The sequence below is a fragment of the Streptomyces sp. NPDC008137 genome, assembly GCF_042957035.1.
Taxonomy (GTDB): Bacteria; Actinomycetota; Actinomycetes; order Streptomycetales; family Streptomycetaceae; genus Streptomyces.
The window spans coordinates 73,633-87,856 of the sequence record NZ_JBIBHN010000033.1 but is presented as its reverse complement, the minus strand read 5'-3'; the positions used below and the strand labels follow the sequence as shown (position 1 = coordinate 87,856).

The 14,224-nt window shown below is 71.1% G+C and carries 14 protein-coding genes; 11 read left to right on the top strand and 3 right to left on the bottom strand.

Going from position 1 to position 14,224, the window contains the following annotated elements:
• Positions 1–178: 178 nt before the first annotated feature.
• The 3 genes from idi to galE form a co-directional block, all read right to left on the bottom strand.
• Positions 179–772, bottom strand: coding sequence for an isopentenyl-diphosphate Delta-isomerase (idi, locus tag ACFZBT_RS34820; protein ID WP_391112439.1), 594 nt, complete (start codon positions 770–772; stop codon positions 179–181).
• A gap of 292 nt (positions 773–1,064) precedes the next feature.
• Positions 1,065–2,003: a cation diffusion facilitator family transporter gene (locus ACFZBT_RS34815; RefSeq protein ID WP_391112436.1), complete on the bottom strand. Its 939-nt coding sequence runs from the start codon at positions 2,001–2,003 to the stop codon at positions 1,065–1,067.
• A 166-nt stretch (positions 2,004–2,169) separates the two neighbouring features.
• Positions 2,170–3,141: a UDP-glucose 4-epimerase GalE gene (gene galE / locus ACFZBT_RS34810; RefSeq protein ID WP_391112434.1), complete on the bottom strand. Its 972-nt coding sequence runs from the start codon at positions 3,139–3,141 to the stop codon at positions 2,170–2,172.
• A gap of 277 nt (positions 3,142–3,418) precedes the next feature.
• Here galE and ACFZBT_RS34805 point away from each other — a divergent pair, with 277 nt between their 5' ends.
• From ACFZBT_RS34805 to hpnE, 11 genes are all read left to right on the top strand, one after another.
• Entirely contained in the window at positions 3,419–5,224 is a 1,806-nt protein-coding gene (locus ACFZBT_RS34805) for a DUF5941 domain-containing protein (protein WP_391112431.1), read from the top strand.
• Entirely contained in the window at positions 5,221–5,973 is a 753-nt protein-coding gene (locus ACFZBT_RS34800) for a sugar phosphate nucleotidyltransferase (RefSeq protein WP_391112428.1), read from the top strand. Before ACFZBT_RS34805 ends, ACFZBT_RS34800 begins: the two co-directional genes overlap by 4 nt.
• A complete protein-coding gene (locus ACFZBT_RS34795; protein WP_391112425.1) occupies positions 5,961–7,022 on the top strand; it encodes an iron-containing alcohol dehydrogenase in 1,062 nt (353 codons plus the stop codon). Before ACFZBT_RS34800 ends, ACFZBT_RS34795 begins: the two co-directional genes overlap by 13 nt.
• On the top strand, positions 7,000–7,779 hold the full coding sequence (locus tag ACFZBT_RS34790) for a CDP-alcohol phosphatidyltransferase family protein (RefSeq protein WP_391112423.1): 780 nt from the start codon (positions 7,000–7,002) through the stop codon (positions 7,777–7,779). The genes ACFZBT_RS34795 and ACFZBT_RS34790 overlap by 23 nt, the downstream gene beginning before the upstream one ends.
• Before the next feature lie 5 nt (positions 7,780–7,784).
• Positions 7,785–8,657 (top strand): glycosyltransferase, encoded by an 873-nt coding sequence (locus tag ACFZBT_RS34785; RefSeq protein ID WP_391112420.1) that lies wholly within the window; start codon positions 7,785–7,787, stop codon positions 8,655–8,657.
• Between the two features lie 105 nt (positions 8,658–8,762).
• A complete protein-coding gene (locus ACFZBT_RS34780; RefSeq protein WP_391112417.1) occupies positions 8,763–9,692 on the top strand; it encodes an ABC transporter permease in 930 nt (309 codons plus the stop codon).
• On the top strand, positions 9,685–10,464 hold the full coding sequence (locus ACFZBT_RS34775) for an ATP-binding cassette domain-containing protein (protein ID WP_391112414.1): 780 nt from the start codon (positions 9,685–9,687) through the stop codon (positions 10,462–10,464). The genes ACFZBT_RS34780 and ACFZBT_RS34775 overlap by 8 nt, the downstream gene beginning before the upstream one ends.
• A gap of 359 nt (positions 10,465–10,823) precedes the next feature.
• Positions 10,824–11,726 (top strand): squalene synthase HpnC, encoded by a 903-nt coding sequence (gene hpnC / locus ACFZBT_RS34770; protein ID WP_391112411.1) that lies wholly within the window; start codon positions 10,824–10,826, stop codon positions 11,724–11,726.
• Entirely contained in the window at positions 11,723–12,673 is a 951-nt protein-coding gene (gene hpnD, locus ACFZBT_RS34765) for a presqualene diphosphate synthase HpnD (protein ID WP_391112409.1), read from the top strand. Before hpnC ends, hpnD begins: the two co-directional genes overlap by 4 nt.
• Positions 12,670–12,804, top strand: a complete 135-nt coding sequence (locus tag ACFZBT_RS34760; RefSeq protein ID WP_391112406.1) for a DUF6380 family protein — start codon at positions 12,670–12,672, stop codon at positions 12,802–12,804. Before hpnD ends, ACFZBT_RS34760 begins: the two co-directional genes overlap by 4 nt.
• Positions 12,801–14,213 carry a hydroxysqualene dehydroxylase HpnE gene (gene hpnE / locus ACFZBT_RS34755; protein WP_391112404.1) on the top strand — a complete coding sequence of 471 codons (1,413 nt, stop codon included), beginning with the start codon at positions 12,801–12,803 and terminating at the stop codon, positions 14,211–14,213. Before ACFZBT_RS34760 ends, hpnE begins: the two co-directional genes overlap by 4 nt.
• Positions 14,214–14,224: the final 11 nt, after the last annotated feature.

The following is a 14,224-nucleotide window of genomic DNA, read 5'->3' as shown; positions in this document are numbered from 1 at the left end:
CGCGACGCCTGGCACGCACTCTCGCCGCACCGGGCGAACCCCCAAGTACATCCAGTACGAGGGGCTCCACCCGGCACACCGAGAGCACGCACCAGCCAGCCGCGTCACCAACCTGTCCGGTCAGCACACCTAGGGCCTCCCCGGCCCTGCCGTCAGGGTCTTCGGCACAGAGCCTTCGTCACCAGCCGGCTGACTCTCCCGTCAGCTCCCTGATCGCCGGCCGGGCCGTGTCGAGGACGGTCATGAACCAGGACGAGAACGTGTCCTTGGCATGCCGCTCCGCCAGCTCCGGCGGGGTCACGAACGCCGTCGACGCCACCTCCTCCGGATCCGGCCGCAGCACCGCCTGCACCATGCCGACGTAGAGGTGGTTGTACTCCTGCTCCACAAGACCGGACTCCGGGTCCGGGTGGTTGTAGCGGACCGTGCCCGCCTCGGCCAGCAGCGACGGGGAGGCGCCGAGTTCCTCGAAGGTCCGGCGCGCCGCCGCCGCGAAGGGCGCCTCGCCGGGGTAGGGGTGGCCGCAGCAGGTGTTGGACCACACACCGGGGGAGTGGTACTTGCCCAGTGCGCGCTGCTGGAGCAGCAGCCGGCCGTACTCGTCGAAGAGGAACACGGAGAACGCGCGGTGCAGCTGTCCGGGTGGCTGGTGGGCGGCGAGCTTCTCCGCGGTGCCGATCGTCACGCCGTCCTCGTCGACCAGTTCCAGCAAAATCGCGTCTGCGGTGCCGTTCGACGGGTTGTGCGTCGCGGTGGCAGGTGTGATCGGCATACCCATCCTTCACATCGGTCTTCGCGCCCCAAGTCTGCCGTACGAATCCGGCACTCCCGGCACTTCGCGGCGCGCCCGCATGTCCCCGCGCGACAGCGCGGAGCGCGGACGGCGCCACTCGACGCCGGAAGAGGGACCCAGGAGCAGATCGTGCCCGGCGCGATGGGCCGAAAATCGTCCTTGCCGGTGCGGGGAGGGGCAGGGCGTGGGGCGTGCGCCGTAGCGCTGCGTCCCCCGGCGCACTCATATCGAAATGCGCCCCACCAGCCCCGGACGCCTCATCAGCCACCCCTCAGTGGCAGAGGTGAGGCTCGTGCTCCGCGTGCCCGGTCGGCTCCAGCTGGAAGGTGCAGTGCTCCACGTCGAAGTGGTCACCGAGGCAGCCCTGCAACTCGTGCAGCATCTTCTCGTGGCCGATGGCGTTCAGCGCCTCCGAGCTGACGACCACATGCGCCGAGAGCACCGGCATGCCCGAGGTGATCGTCCAGGCGTGCAGGTCATGGACGTCCTCCACCCCGTCGGTCGCCAGGATGTGGGCCCGTACCGCCGCCATGTCGACGCCCTTGGGCGCCGCCTCCAGCAGGACGTCGAGCGTCTCGCGCAGCAGCTTCCAGGTGCGCGGCGCGATCATCAGCGCGATGACGAGCGAGGCGATCGGGTCGGCGGCCTGCCAGCCCGTGAGCATGATCACCGTGGCCGAGACGATCACCGTGACGGAGCCCAGCGCGTCCGCCGCCACCTCCAGGAACGCGCCCCGCACGTTCAGGCTCTCCTTCTGGCCGCGCATCAGCAGCGACAGCGACACCAGGTTCGCGACCAGGCCGATCACACCGAACACGACGGTGAGCCCGCCCTCGGTGTCCGCCGGTGTGATGAAGCGCTGGACCGACTCGTACACGACATACCCGCCGACCCCGAACAGCAGCAGACAGTTGGCCAGGGCGGCGAGGATCTCGGCGCGGGCATAGCCGAACGTGGCCCGGTCGCTGGGTGGACGGCTCGCGAAATGGATCGCGAGCAGCGCCATGCCCAGGCCCAGCGCGTCCGTCGCCATGTGCGCGGAGTCCGCGACGAGCGCGAGCGAGTCCGCGAGGAGCCCGCCGACGATCTGGACCACGACGATGCCGAGCGTGATCGCCAGCGCGACCCGCAGCCTGCCGCGGTACGCCGAGGTCGCCGTACCTCCGGCCGGCGCCCCGTGCGTGTGCCCGTGATCGTGCCCAGCCCCCATGAAAGCCGCCTCCTGTGTCTGCCCGACGTCTGTCCGCCTCGTGCCCGGGCACCCCAGTGAACTACGGGGAGGGGGTATGTGCAACGCGGCACTGAACACCGTTGTCATGTGCCCTGACCTGCGGAAACGATGCGCAGGTCAGGGCGCCCTCAGTGATCGTCCGCAGTCAGGAGCCATGGTGCAGCAGCCAGCCGCGCCACGCAGACTCGGCCATCTCGCGTACCCCGCGCCGCGCGGTCCAGCCGAGTTCCCCGGCCGCCCGGGCGGCCGAGGCGACCGCCCGCGGGGCGTCCCCGGGGCGGCGCACCTCGACGAGCGGCGGCCGTCGGTCGCCGGTGACCTCGCCGATGACCGTGATGAGTTCGCGCACCGAGACGCCCTCGCCGCGGCCGATGTTGACCGTCAGATCGCCCGCGACATCCCCGCCGGCGAGCCGCCGGGCCGCCGCGAGATGCGCCTCGGCCAGGTCGGCGACGTGGATGTAGTCACGAACACAGGTGCCGTCCGGGGTCGGGTAGTCGTCGCCGAAGATCCTCGGCGCCTCGTCGCGCGTCAGCCGGTCGAAGACCATCGGGACGATGTTGAAGACGCCCGTGTCGGCCAGCTCCGGCGCGGCGGCGCCCGCCACGTTGAAATAGCGCAGACATACGGTGGAGATCCCGTGCGCCCGGCCCGCCGCCCGCACCAGCCACTCACCCGCGAGCTTGGTCTCGCCGTAGGGGTTCACCGGCGCGCAGGGCGTGTCCTCCGTGATGAGGTCCACACCCGGGTCGCCGTACACGGCCGCCGACGAGGAGAACACGAAGCGCTCGACACCGGCACCGGCGACCGCGTCCAGCAGGGTGGCCAGGCCCCCGACGTTCTCCCTGTAATACCGGGTCGGCTGCGCGACGGACTCGGCGACCTGCTTGCGCGCCGCGAGATGCACCACACCCGTCACGCCGTGCTCGGCGAGCACCCGTTCAAGCAGCTCACCGTCGAGCGACGACCCCTCCACGAGCGGCACGTCGGCGGGGAGCCGCGCGGGCACCCCGGCCGAGAGGTCGTCCAGCGCCAGCACGCGCTCCCCGGCCTCGGTCATGGCCCTCGCCACATGTGCCCCGATGTAGCCGGCCCCGCCTGTGATCAGCCAAGTCATGGTCGCTCACCCTATGCCGCCACGACCGGGCCCCACGCAATGTCCCCGATGTCCGGTCTGGGGAGCGCGGTTTGTGGGGCGGGCCCCGGATCCACGATGATGATCGCGGCAGAGGCTTGTGCGAACCACGTTGATCGATCCGCCCAACGGGCGGTGAACGTGGCCTTCCCGGTATCCGATAGCCTCTGCCGACATGCCGCCCGGGAGCCACCGGAGCGGGCGCCCCCACCCAGCACAGCACTGGCGCGGACGCGTCGGTACCAGGGAGTGAATTCGGTTGTCGACCGCCATCCTCACCGGTCAGCCGGTCCCCGGATCGTCGATCGAGGCCGATCTGCGGTCCCTCGGTTTCGACGTGCGGAGCGCGGCCGACACCGCCGAGGCCGAGACCCTCCTCGCCGCGGTGCCGGGCGAGGAGCGGGTCGCCCTGGTCGACGCCCGGTTCGTGGGGCATGTGCACGCGCTGCGGCTCGGCCTCACCGACCCCCGCTTCCCGCTCGCCGCGATCCCGGGCGCCGTCACCGCCCAGCCCGCCGGCCGCCAGGCCCTCACCCGGGCGATGGCCCGCGAGAATTCCGCGGGCGGCGGCACCACCCTGGTCGACAGCCTCGCCGACCGCATCCTCACCGCCCTGGACAGCGACGGCACCGAGGTGCACCGCCCCGAGCTGGGCAGCCTCGTCGCCACCGTTCCCGCCGACCCGCAGGCCCGCAACGAGGCGCGGCAGTCGGTGGCGGACATCGACGACGAGGCCGTACGCCTGAAGTCGGCCGTGAAGTCCCGCGACGGCTTCTTCACCACCTACTGCATCAGCCCGTACTCCCGCTACATCGCCCGCTGGTGCGCCCGCCGGGGCCTGACCCCGAACCAGGTCACCACCGTCTCGCTCATCACCGCTCTCATAGCGGCGGGCTGCGCGGCCACCGGCACCCGTGGCGGCTTCGTGGCGGCCGGCGTCCTGCTGATCGCGTCCTTCGTCCTGGACTGCGTCGACGGCCAGATCGCCCGCTACTCCCTGCAGTACTCCACGCTCGGCGCCTGGCTCGACGCCACCTTCGACCGGGCCAAGGAGTACGCCTACTACGCCGGCCTCGCGCTCGGCGCCGCCCGCGGCGGAGACGACGTCTGGGCCCTCGCCCTCGGCGCGATGATCCTGCAGACCTGCCGGCACGTGGTCGACTTCTCCTTCAACGAGGCGAACCACGACGCCACCGCCAACACCAGCCCCACCGCCGCCCTCTCCGGCAAGCTCGACAGCGTCGGCTGGACGGTCTGGGTGCGCCGCATGATCGTCCTGCCCATCGGTGAGCGCTGGGCGATGATCGCGGTCCTCACGGCGGCCACGACCCCGCGCATCACCTTCTACGCGCTGCTCATCGGCTGCGCCTTCGCGGCGACGTACACCACTGCCGGGCGGGTGCTGCGGTCCCTGACGCGGAAGGCGCGGCGCACGGACCGGGCGGCGGGCGCCCTGGCGGACCTGGCGGACAGCGGGCCGGTGGCCGAGGCGCTCGCACGGGTGCTGCGCAAGCTGCCCGCCAAGCTGCCGTTCGGGGCCCGGTTCCTCGTCGCCCTGCCCGGCGCCGTCCTGCTGGTCCTCGCGGCGGTGCTCGAGTCGTACGGCAGCGTCCTGCCGGTCGCGGCAGCCGCCCTGTACGCGCTCACCTCGGCCGCCGCCGTCGCGCTGCCCCTCAAGGGCGCCCTCGACTGGCTCGTCCCGCCGCTCTTCCGCGCCGCCGAATACGGCACCGTCCTCGTCCTCGCCGCCAAGGCGGACGTGAACGGAGCCCTTCCTGCGGCTTTCGGGCTGGTGGCCGCGGTCGCCTACCATCACTACGACACGGTGTACCGCATCCGCGGCAACGCCGGAGCGTCCCCGGCCTGGCTGGTGCGTTCCATCGGGGGGCACGAGGGACGGACGCTGCTCGTCACCGTCCTCGCCGCGCTGCTCACCGCCTCGCAGTTCACTGTCGCGCTCACGGCCCTGGCCGTGGCCGTGGCCCTGGTGGTGCTCGTCGAGAGCATCCGCTTCTGGGTGTCCGCAGGGGCACCCGCCGTACACGATGAAGGAGAACCCGCATGATCGGCCTCGTGCTGGCGGCCGGCGCCGGACGGCGTCTGCGCCCCTACACCGACAGCCTTCCCAAGGCTCTGGTGCCGGTGGGTCCCGCGGGCATAGAGGGCGAACCGACGGTTCTCGACCTGACTCTCGCCAACTTCGCCGAGGTCGGCCTCACCGAGGTCGGCATCATCGTCGGCTACCGCAAGGAGGCCGTGTACGCGCGCAAGGAAGCGCTGGAGGCGAAGTACGGCGTCAAGCTCACCCTCATCGACAACGACAAGGCCGAGGAGTGGAACAACGCCTACTCCCTGTGGTGCGGCCGTGACGCTCTCAAGGACGGGGTGATCCTCGCCAACGGCGACACCGTCCACCCGGTCTCCGTCGAGAAGACGCTGCTCGCCGCACGCGGCGACGGCAAGAAGATCATTCTCGCCCTGGACACGGTCAAGGACCTGGCCGACGAGGAGATGAAGGTCGTCGTCGACCCCGAGCAGGGCATGACGAAGATCACCAAGCTGATGGACCCCGCGGAGGCCACCGGCGAGTACATCGGCGTCACCCTCATCGAGGGCGACGCGGCCCCCGAGCTGGCCGACGCGCTCAAGACCGTGTGGGAGACCGACCCGCAGCAGTTCTACGAGCACGGCTACCAGGAGCTCGTGAATCGCGGCTTCCGTATCGACGTGGCGCCGATCGGCGACGTCAAGTGGGTGGAGATCGACAACCACGACGATCTCGCCCGCGGACGGGAGATCGCATGCCAGTACTGACCCGGCTCATCCCCTCCCCGCTCGTCGTCGACATCCGCCCGGGTGCCCTCGACGACCTGGCGTGCGTCCTCGCCGACGAGCGCATCTCGCACTCCGGCCGCCTCGCCGTCGCGGTCAGCGGCGGCTCCGGCGCCAGGCTGCGCGAGCGGATCTCGCCGAGCATGCCCGGCGCCACCTGGTACGAGGTCGGCGGCGGCACCCTCGACGACGCGGTCCGGCTGGCGAGCGACATAAAGGCCGGCCACTTCGACGCGGTCGTGGGCCTCGGCGGCGGCAAAATCATCGACTGTGCCAAGTTCGCCGCGGCGCGCGTCGGCCTGCCCCTGGTCGCCGTCCCGACGAACCTCGCGCACGACGGTCTGTGCTCGCCGGTCGCCACTCTCGACAACGACGCGGGACGCGGCTCGTACGGCGTGCCGAACCCGATCGCGGTCGTCATCGACCTGGACGTCATCCGTGAGGCCCCGGTCCGCTTCGTCCGCGCCGGCATCGGTGACGCCGTCTCCAACATCTCGGCGATCGCCGACTGGGAGCTGGCCAACCGCGTCAAGGGCGAGCGCATCGACGGCCTCGCCGCGGCCATGGCCCGCCAGGCCGGCGAGGCCGTACTGCGGCACCCCGGCGGCATCGGCGACAACGACTTCCTCCAGGTGCTCGCCGAGGCGCTGGTCCTCAGCGGCATCGCCATGTCGGTGTCGGGCGACTCACGGCCGTCCTCCGGGGCGTGCCACGAGATCAACCACGCCTTCGACCTGCTCTACCCGAAGCGGGCAGCCGCCCACGGCGAGCAGTGCGGACTGGGCGCGGCCTTCGCGATGTGGCTGCGCGGAGCCCACGAGGAGTCGGCGTACATGGCCGCGGTGCTGCGTCGGCACGGGCTCCCCGTGCTGGCGGACGAGATCGGCTTCACGACGGACGAGTTCGTCAAGGCCGTCGAGTTCGCCCCGGAGACCCGGCCCGGCCGCTACACCATCATCGAACACCTCGACCTGAACACCGAACAGATCAAGGACACGTACGCCGACTATGTCAAGGCCATCGGTAGCTGAACTCCGCCCCGTCGTTCACCCCGCGGGGGTGAAGGACCGGCGCAGCGGTGAGCACTGGATGGGACGCCTCTACATGCGTGAGGTGTCCCTGCGGGTCGACCGTTACCTGGTCAACACCAGGGTCACGCCCAACCAGCTCACGTACCTGATGACCGTCTTCGGTGTACTCGCGGCCCCGGCACTTCTCGTGCCGGGGATCGCGGGCGCGGTGCTCGGCGTCGTCATGGTCCAGATGTATCTCCTGCTGGACTGCGTCGACGGCGAGGTCGCGCGCTGGAAGAAGCAGTACTCGCTCAACGGCATCTACCTGGACCGGGTGGGCGCCTACCTCACCGACGCCGCCGTGCTCGTCGGCTTCGGCCTGCGCGCCGCCGACCTGTGGGGCAGTGGCCGCATCGACTGGCTGTGGGCCTTCCTCGGCACCCTGGCCGCCCTCGGCGCCATCCTCATCAAGGCCGAGACGGACCTCGTCGGCGTGGCCCGGCACCAGTCCGGGAAGCCGCCGGTCAAGGAGGCCGCCTCCGAGATGCGCTCCTCCGGCATGGCGCTGGCCCGCAAGGCCGCCGCCGCCCTGAACTTCCACCGGCTGATCCTCGGCATCGAGGCGTCGCTGGTGATCCTGGTGCTGGCGATCGTCGACCAGGCCCGCGGCGACCTGTTCTTCACCCGGCTCGGCGTGGCGGTGATGGCCGGCATCGCGCTGGTCCAGACCCTGCTCCACCTCGTGTCGATCCTCGCGTCCAGCAGGCTGAAGTGAGCGGCATGAAGGTCGGCGCCGTCATCATCACCATGGGCAACCGCCCCGACGAGCTGCGCGCCCTCCTCGACTCGGTCGCCAAGCAGGACGGCGACCCGGTCGAGGTGGTCGTCGTCGGCAACGGCTCGCCCGTGCCGGACGTCCCCGAGGGCGTCCGCACCATCGAGCTGCCCGAGAACCTCGGCATCCCCGGCGGCCGCAACGTCGGCATCGAGGCCTTCGGCCCGGCCGGCCGGGACGTCGACGTCCTGCTGTTCCTGGACGACGACGGGCTGCTCGCGAGCCACGACACCGCCGCGCTGTGCCGCAAGGCCTTCGAGGCCGACCCGAAGCTCGGCATCGTGAGTTTCCGCATAGCCGACCCCGAGACCGGCGTCACCCAGCGCCGCCATGTGCCCCGGCTGCGCGCCGCCGACCCGATGCGCTCCTCGCGCGTCACCACGTTCCTCGGCGGCGCCAACGCCGTCCGCACCCGGGTCTTCGCCGACGTCGGCGGACTGCCGGACGAGTTCTTCTACGCCCATGAGGAAACCGACCTGGCCTGGCGGGCCCTCGACGCGGGCTGGATGATCGACTACCGGTCCGACATGGTGCTGTACCACCCGACGACCGCTCCCTCGCGGCACGCGGTCTACCACCGCATGGTCGCCCGCAACCGCGTCTGGCTGGCCCGCAGAAACCTCCCCGCGCCGCTCGTCCCGGTCTATCTCGGTGTGTGGCTGCTGCTCACCCTGCTGCGCCGCCCCTCCCGACCCGCCCTGCGGGCCTGGTTCGGCGGATTCCGCGAAGGCTGGACGACCCCGTGCGGACCCCGCCGTCCCATGAAGTGGCGTACGGTGTGGCGGCTGACCCGGCTGGGCCGGCCCCCCGTCATCTGACAAGCTCGTATCCGGGAGTATCCGGGAGCACCCGGGCCGTACCCTGGCCCCCGGCTCATGCAGGCCCGCACAGGCCACGCATCTCGAAGACGAAAGTTTCCACTAGTGAGTGAGACAACGCACGACGCCACGGTCGCGGTGAGCGCGTCCGCGGCGCCCGACGAGGGACTCACGGCGAGGGAACTCGCCGCCAGGCACGGGCTGAGCGTCAGCGGCGCCCGGCCGTCCCTCATCGAGTACGTCCGTCAGCTCTGGGACCGGCGGCACTTCATCCTCGCCTTCTCCCGCGCGAAGCTGACCGCCCAGTACAGCCAGGCCAAGCTCGGCCAGCTGTGGCAGGTGGCCACACCACTGCTGAACGCGGCCGTGTACTTCTTCATCTTCGGCATGCTCCTGGAAGCCGACCGGGGCATGAGCCGAGAGGTGTACATCCCGTTCCTGGTCACGGGCGTGTTCGTGTTCACCTTCACGCAGAGCTCGGTGATGGCGGGCGTGCGCGCGATCTCGGGCAATCTCGGACTGGTCCGCGCCCTGCACTTCCCGCGCGCCTCCCTGCCGGTCTCCTTCGCGCTGCAGCAGCTCCAGCAGCTGCTGTTCTCGATGATCGTGCTGTTCGCCATCACGATCGGCTTCGGCCACTACCCCGACCTGTCCTGGCTGCTGATCGTGCCGGTGCTCGTCCTGCAGTTCTGCTTCAACACCGGCCTCGCGCTGATCATGGCCCGGGCGGGAGCCAAGACCCCCGACCTCGCGCAGCTGATGCCGTTCGTGATGCGGACCTGGATGTACGCGTCCGGTGTGATGTTCTCCATCCCGATCTTCCTCGAGTCCAAGCCGGCCTGGATCTCGAACGTGCTGCAGTGGAACCCGGCCGCGATCTACATGGACCTGATGCGCTTCTCCCTCATCGACGACTACGGCTCCCGCTACCTCCCCGACCATGTGTGGGCGGCCGCGGGCGGCTGGGCCGTGCTGATCGCCATCGGCGGCTTCGTGTACTTCTGGAAGGCGGAGGAGAGGTACGGCCGTGGCTGAGCAGAAGCAGGACGCGCGGATCCCCACCGTCATCGCGGACGAGTTGCACATCGTCTACCGCGTCAACGGCGCCAAGAGCGGCAAGGGCAGTGCCACCGCCGCGCTCAGCCGCATCCTCAAGCGCGGCGAGGAGCGGGGCGTGCGCAAGGTGCACGCCGTGCGCGGCGTCTCCTTCGTCGCCTACCGCGGCGAGGCCATCGGCCTGATCGGCTCCAACGGCTCCGGCAAGTCGACCCTGCTGCGGGCCATCGCCGGTCTGCTGCCCGCCGAGCAGGGCAAGGTCTACACCGACGGCCAGCCCTCGCTGCTCGGCGTCAACGCGGCCCTGATGAACGACCTCACCGGTGAGCGGAACGTCATATTGGGCGGGCTCGCCATGGGCATGTCCCGCGAGGAGATCAAGGAGCGCTACCAGCAGATCGTCGACTTCTCCGGCATCAACGAGAAGGGCGACTTCATCACGCTGCCCATGCGCACCTACTCCTCCGGCATGGCGGCCCGGCTCCGCTTCTCCATCGCCGCCGCCAAGGACCATGACGTCCTGATGATCGACGAGGCCCTGGCCACCGGCGACCGCAAGTTCCAGAAGCGTTCCGAGGACCGCATCCGGGAGCTGCGCAAGGAAGCCGGCACGGTGTTTCTGGTCAGCCACAACAACAAGTCGATCCGCGACACCTGCAACCGCGTCCTGTGGCTGGAGCGCGGTGAGCTGCGGATGGACGGCCCGACCGACGAGGTACTCAAGGAGTACGAGAAGTTCACCGGCAAGTAGCCGGGATCGGCCAGGGCCCCGCCGCAACTGTTCCGGTGGGGCCCCGCGTCTGCAAAGGAAACGTCAACTCCGGTCCCTCGCGGGAAGCTTGGGGACAATCGGTGTGTTCTCGTGATGCGCGGGACACCCTGACGGACCGCGACACGTTGTACAACGTAAGCTGTACAGGTCCCGAAACACGGCAATCAGGGCGATAATGCGCGACACCGCCCGTCGGGCAGCCGTGCGGACGGCTGGGCGGCGTGTCCGAAATAGTGTGTATTGGGTCGGCAGTGTAGAACGGGAGATGTGACGGCGATGGCTACGGATACTCCCCAGCTCCACGCAGCACGTGCCGTCCCCGCGCCGGGCAGCCGGCGGTGACGGGAACGGGCACGGCGCGCGCCCTCGACCCGGAGCGCGGCACCCTCGACAAGGCCGCGGGCGAGAACTTTCCCGTGGCCCCCTTCTTCCTGCCCCGGGCCTGGCGCACCGACCTCATGGCCGTCTACGGCTTCGCCCGCCTGGTCGACGACATCGGCGACGGCGACCTCGCGCCCGGCGGTACCGACGCCCGGCTGCTCGGCGTGTCCCCGCAGGACGCCGAGGACCGGCTGGTCCTGCTGGACGCCTTCGAGGCCGATCTGCGCAGGGTGTTCGACTCGACCCCGAGCCACCCCCTGCTGCGCCGCCTCCAGCCGACCGTGCGCCGCCGCTCGCTGACCCCGGAGCCGTTCCTCGGCCTGATCGCCGCCAACCGCCAGGACCAGCTGGTCAGCCGGTACGAGACCTACGACGACCTCCTCGCCTACTGCGAGCTCTCGGCCAACCCCGTCGGCCGTCTCGTCCTCTCCGTCACCGGCACCTCGACGCCCGAGCGGATCCGCCGCTCCGACATGATCTGCACCGCCCTGCAGATCGTCGAGCACCTCCAGGACGTGGCCGAGGACCTCGGTCGTGACCGTATCTACCTGCCTGCCGCCGACATGAGGCGTTTTCATGTCCAGGAGGCGGACCTCGCCACGAAATCCGCCGGAGCGTCGGTCCGTGCGCTGATTGCGTACGAAGCGCGAAGGGCCCGGGATCTCCTGAATGAAGGCGCCCCCCTGGTGGGTAGCGTCCACGGCAGGCTGAAGCTGCTGCTCGCGGGGTTCGTGGCGGGGGGAAGGGCGGCCGTGCACGCGATCGCCGCCGCCGAATACGACGTACTTCCCGGCCCGCCCAAGCCCGGCAAGGTCCGGCTGCTGCGTGAGGTGGGCGTGACTCTGCGAGGAGAGGGGTGATCCGGACCGTGGAGCCGGAACCGCACGCGTCCCCACCGGTACTCGCCGCCTACAGCTACTGCGAGGCCGTCACCGGGCGGCAGGCCCGTAACTTCGCCTACGGTATCCGGCTGCTGCCGACGCCTCAGCGCCGTGCGATGTCGGCCCTGTACGCGTTCTCGCGACGGGTCGACGACATCGGCGACGGCGCGCTCGCCCACGACGTCAAGGTCGCGAGGATGGAGGAGACCCGGGCGCTGCTCACCCGGATCCGGGAGGGCGAGGTCGACGAGGACGACATCGACCCCGTCGCCGTCGCGCTCACGCACGCCGCCGGGGCCTTCCCGATCCCGCTGGGCGGCCTCGACGAACTCATCGACGGCGTCCTGATGGACGTCCGCGGCGAGACCTACGAGACCTGGGACGACCTGAAGGTCTACTGCCGCTGTGTCGCGGGCGCGATCGGGCGTCTCTCACTCGGCGTGTTCGGCACCGAGCCGGGGGCGCGTGGCGTCGACCGCGCTCCCGAGTATGCGGACACGCTCGGTCTCGCGCTCCAGCTCACCAATATCCTGCGGGACGTCCGCGAGGACGCCGTGGGAGGGCGCACGTACCTGCCCGCCGACGACCTCGCCAAGTTCGGCTGCTCGGCCGGCTTCAGCGGGCCGCGGCCACCGGAGGGCTCCGACTTCGCGGGCCTCGTGCACTTCGAAGTGCGACGGGCCCGCGCTCTCTTCGCCGAGGGCTACCGGCTGCTCCCCATGCTCGACCGCCGCAGCGGCGCCTGTGTCGCCGCCATGGCCGGCATCTACCGCCGCCTCCTCGACCGCATCGAACGCGACCCGGAGGCCGTGCTGCGGGGCCGCGTCTCCCTCCCCGGCCGCGAGAAGGCGTACGTCGCGGTTCGCGGCCTGTCCGGCCTGGACGCCCGGCATGTGACGCGACGGGCCGTCAGGAGGCGTGCGTGACGGAGAAAGCTGCCGCCATCGGCGGAAAGCGGCGGGCAACCCTCCGGTGCGGGGCGGCGTCCCTGACTGAGATGGCCGGCCGTGCGTCGTTCGAGCCGCACGGCCGCCGCTCAGGGGAGGACGCGCGATGACCCACGGCACGCGGTCCCAGGGGCCGGTCGCGGACGGGCGGCACACCGTCGTGGTGGGCGGCGGGCTCGCCGGTGTCACCACCGCGCTCGCGCTCGCCGACGCCGGAGTGCGTGTCACGCTGCTGGAGGGCAGGCCGAGACTCGGCGGACTGGCCTTCTCCTTCCAGCGCGGCGAGCTGACGGTCGACAACGGACAGCATGTGTACCTGCGCTGCTGCACCGCCTACCGCTGGTTCCTCGACCGTGTCGAGGGCGCGGCGCTGGCTCCGCTGCAGGACCGGCTCGACGTACCCGTCCTGGACGTCGCGCGGCCCGAGGGACGCCGGCTCGGCAGGCTGCGGCGCGACGCGCTGCCCGTGCCCCTGCATCTGGGGCGCAGTCTCGCCGCCTACCCGCACCTGTCGCTCGCCGACCGCGCCAAGGTGGGCCGGGCCGCGCTCGCCCTCAAGGGACTCGACCTGGCCGACCCGGCGCTGGACGCACAGGACTTCGGCAGCTGGCTGGCCGCGCACGGCCAGTCGGCACGCGCCGTCGAGGCCCTGTGGGACCTGGTCGGGGTCGCCACCCTCAACGCGGTCGCGGGCGACGCCTCCCTGGCGCTCGCCGCGATGGTGTTCAAGACCGGCCTGCTGTCCGACCCGGGCGCGGCCGACATCGGCTGGGCGCACGTCCCGCTCGGCGAACTGCACGACCGGCTGGCCCGCAAGGCCCTCGACTCCGCGGGCGTGCGCACCGAGCTCCGTACCCGCGTCACCTCCGTCTCCCGGAGCGCGCACGGCGGATGGAGCGTCCAGGTCCCCGGCGAGACGCTCCAGGCCGACGCGGTGGTGTTCGCCGTACCGCAGCGCGAGGCCCACGACCTGCTGCCCGAGGGCGCCCTGGACGCCCCCGAGCGGCTCCTGGAGATCGGCACCGCGCCGATCCTCAACGTCCATGTGGTGTACGACCGCAAGGTGCTCGCCCGGCCGTTCTTCACCGCTCTCGGCTCCCCGGTGCAGTGGGTCTTCGACCGAACCGAGGCCTCCGGGCTGCGCGAGGGCCAGTACCTCGCGCTGTCCCAGTCGGCGGCCCAGGACGAGATCGACGAGCCCGTGGCCGTGCTGCGCGAGCGGTACCTGCCCGAGCTGGAGCGGCTGCTGCCCCGGACCCGCGGCGCCGAGGTGAAGGACTTCTTCGTCACCCGGGAGCGCACCGCGACCTTCGCTCCCACCCCCGGCGTCGGGCGCCTCAGGCCCGGCGCCCGCACCAAGGCATCCGGCCTCTACCTGGCCGGAGCGTGGACCGCCACCGGGTGGCCCGCGACCATGGAGAGCGCGGTCCGCAGCGGCGTCGGCGCGGCGGACGCCGTGCTGGGCGCCCTGGGCCGGCCCCGCCCACGCCACCTCTTCGCGTTCGAGGAGGCGGCGTGATGCTCGAACAG

Excerpts from the sequence above, each read along its gene's own strand:
- idi (WP_391112439.1), bottom strand. The coding sequence starts at position 772 with ATGCCGATCACACCTGCCACCGCGACGCACAACCCGTCGAACGGCACC.
- ACFZBT_RS34815 (WP_391112436.1), bottom strand. The coding sequence starts at position 2,003 with ATGGGGGCTGGGCACGATCACGGGCACACGCACGGGGCGCCGGCCGGA.
- galE (WP_391112434.1), bottom strand. The coding sequence starts at position 3,141 with ATGACTTGGCTGATCACAGGCGGGGCCGGCTACATCGGGGCACATGTG.
- ACFZBT_RS34800 (WP_391112428.1), top strand. The coding sequence starts at position 5,221 with ATGATCGGCCTCGTGCTGGCGGCCGGCGCCGGACGGCGTCTGCGCCCC.
- ACFZBT_RS34795 (WP_391112425.1), top strand. The coding sequence starts at position 5,961 with ATGCCAGTACTGACCCGGCTCATCCCCTCCCCGCTCGTCGTCGACATC.
- ACFZBT_RS34790 (WP_391112423.1), top strand. The coding sequence starts at position 7,000 with ATGTCAAGGCCATCGGTAGCTGAACTCCGCCCCGTCGTTCACCCCGCG.
- ACFZBT_RS34785 (WP_391112420.1), top strand. The coding sequence starts at position 7,785 with ATGAAGGTCGGCGCCGTCATCATCACCATGGGCAACCGCCCCGACGAG.
- hpnE (WP_391112404.1), top strand. The coding sequence starts at position 12,801 with ATGACCCACGGCACGCGGTCCCAGGGGCCGGTCGCGGACGGGCGGCAC.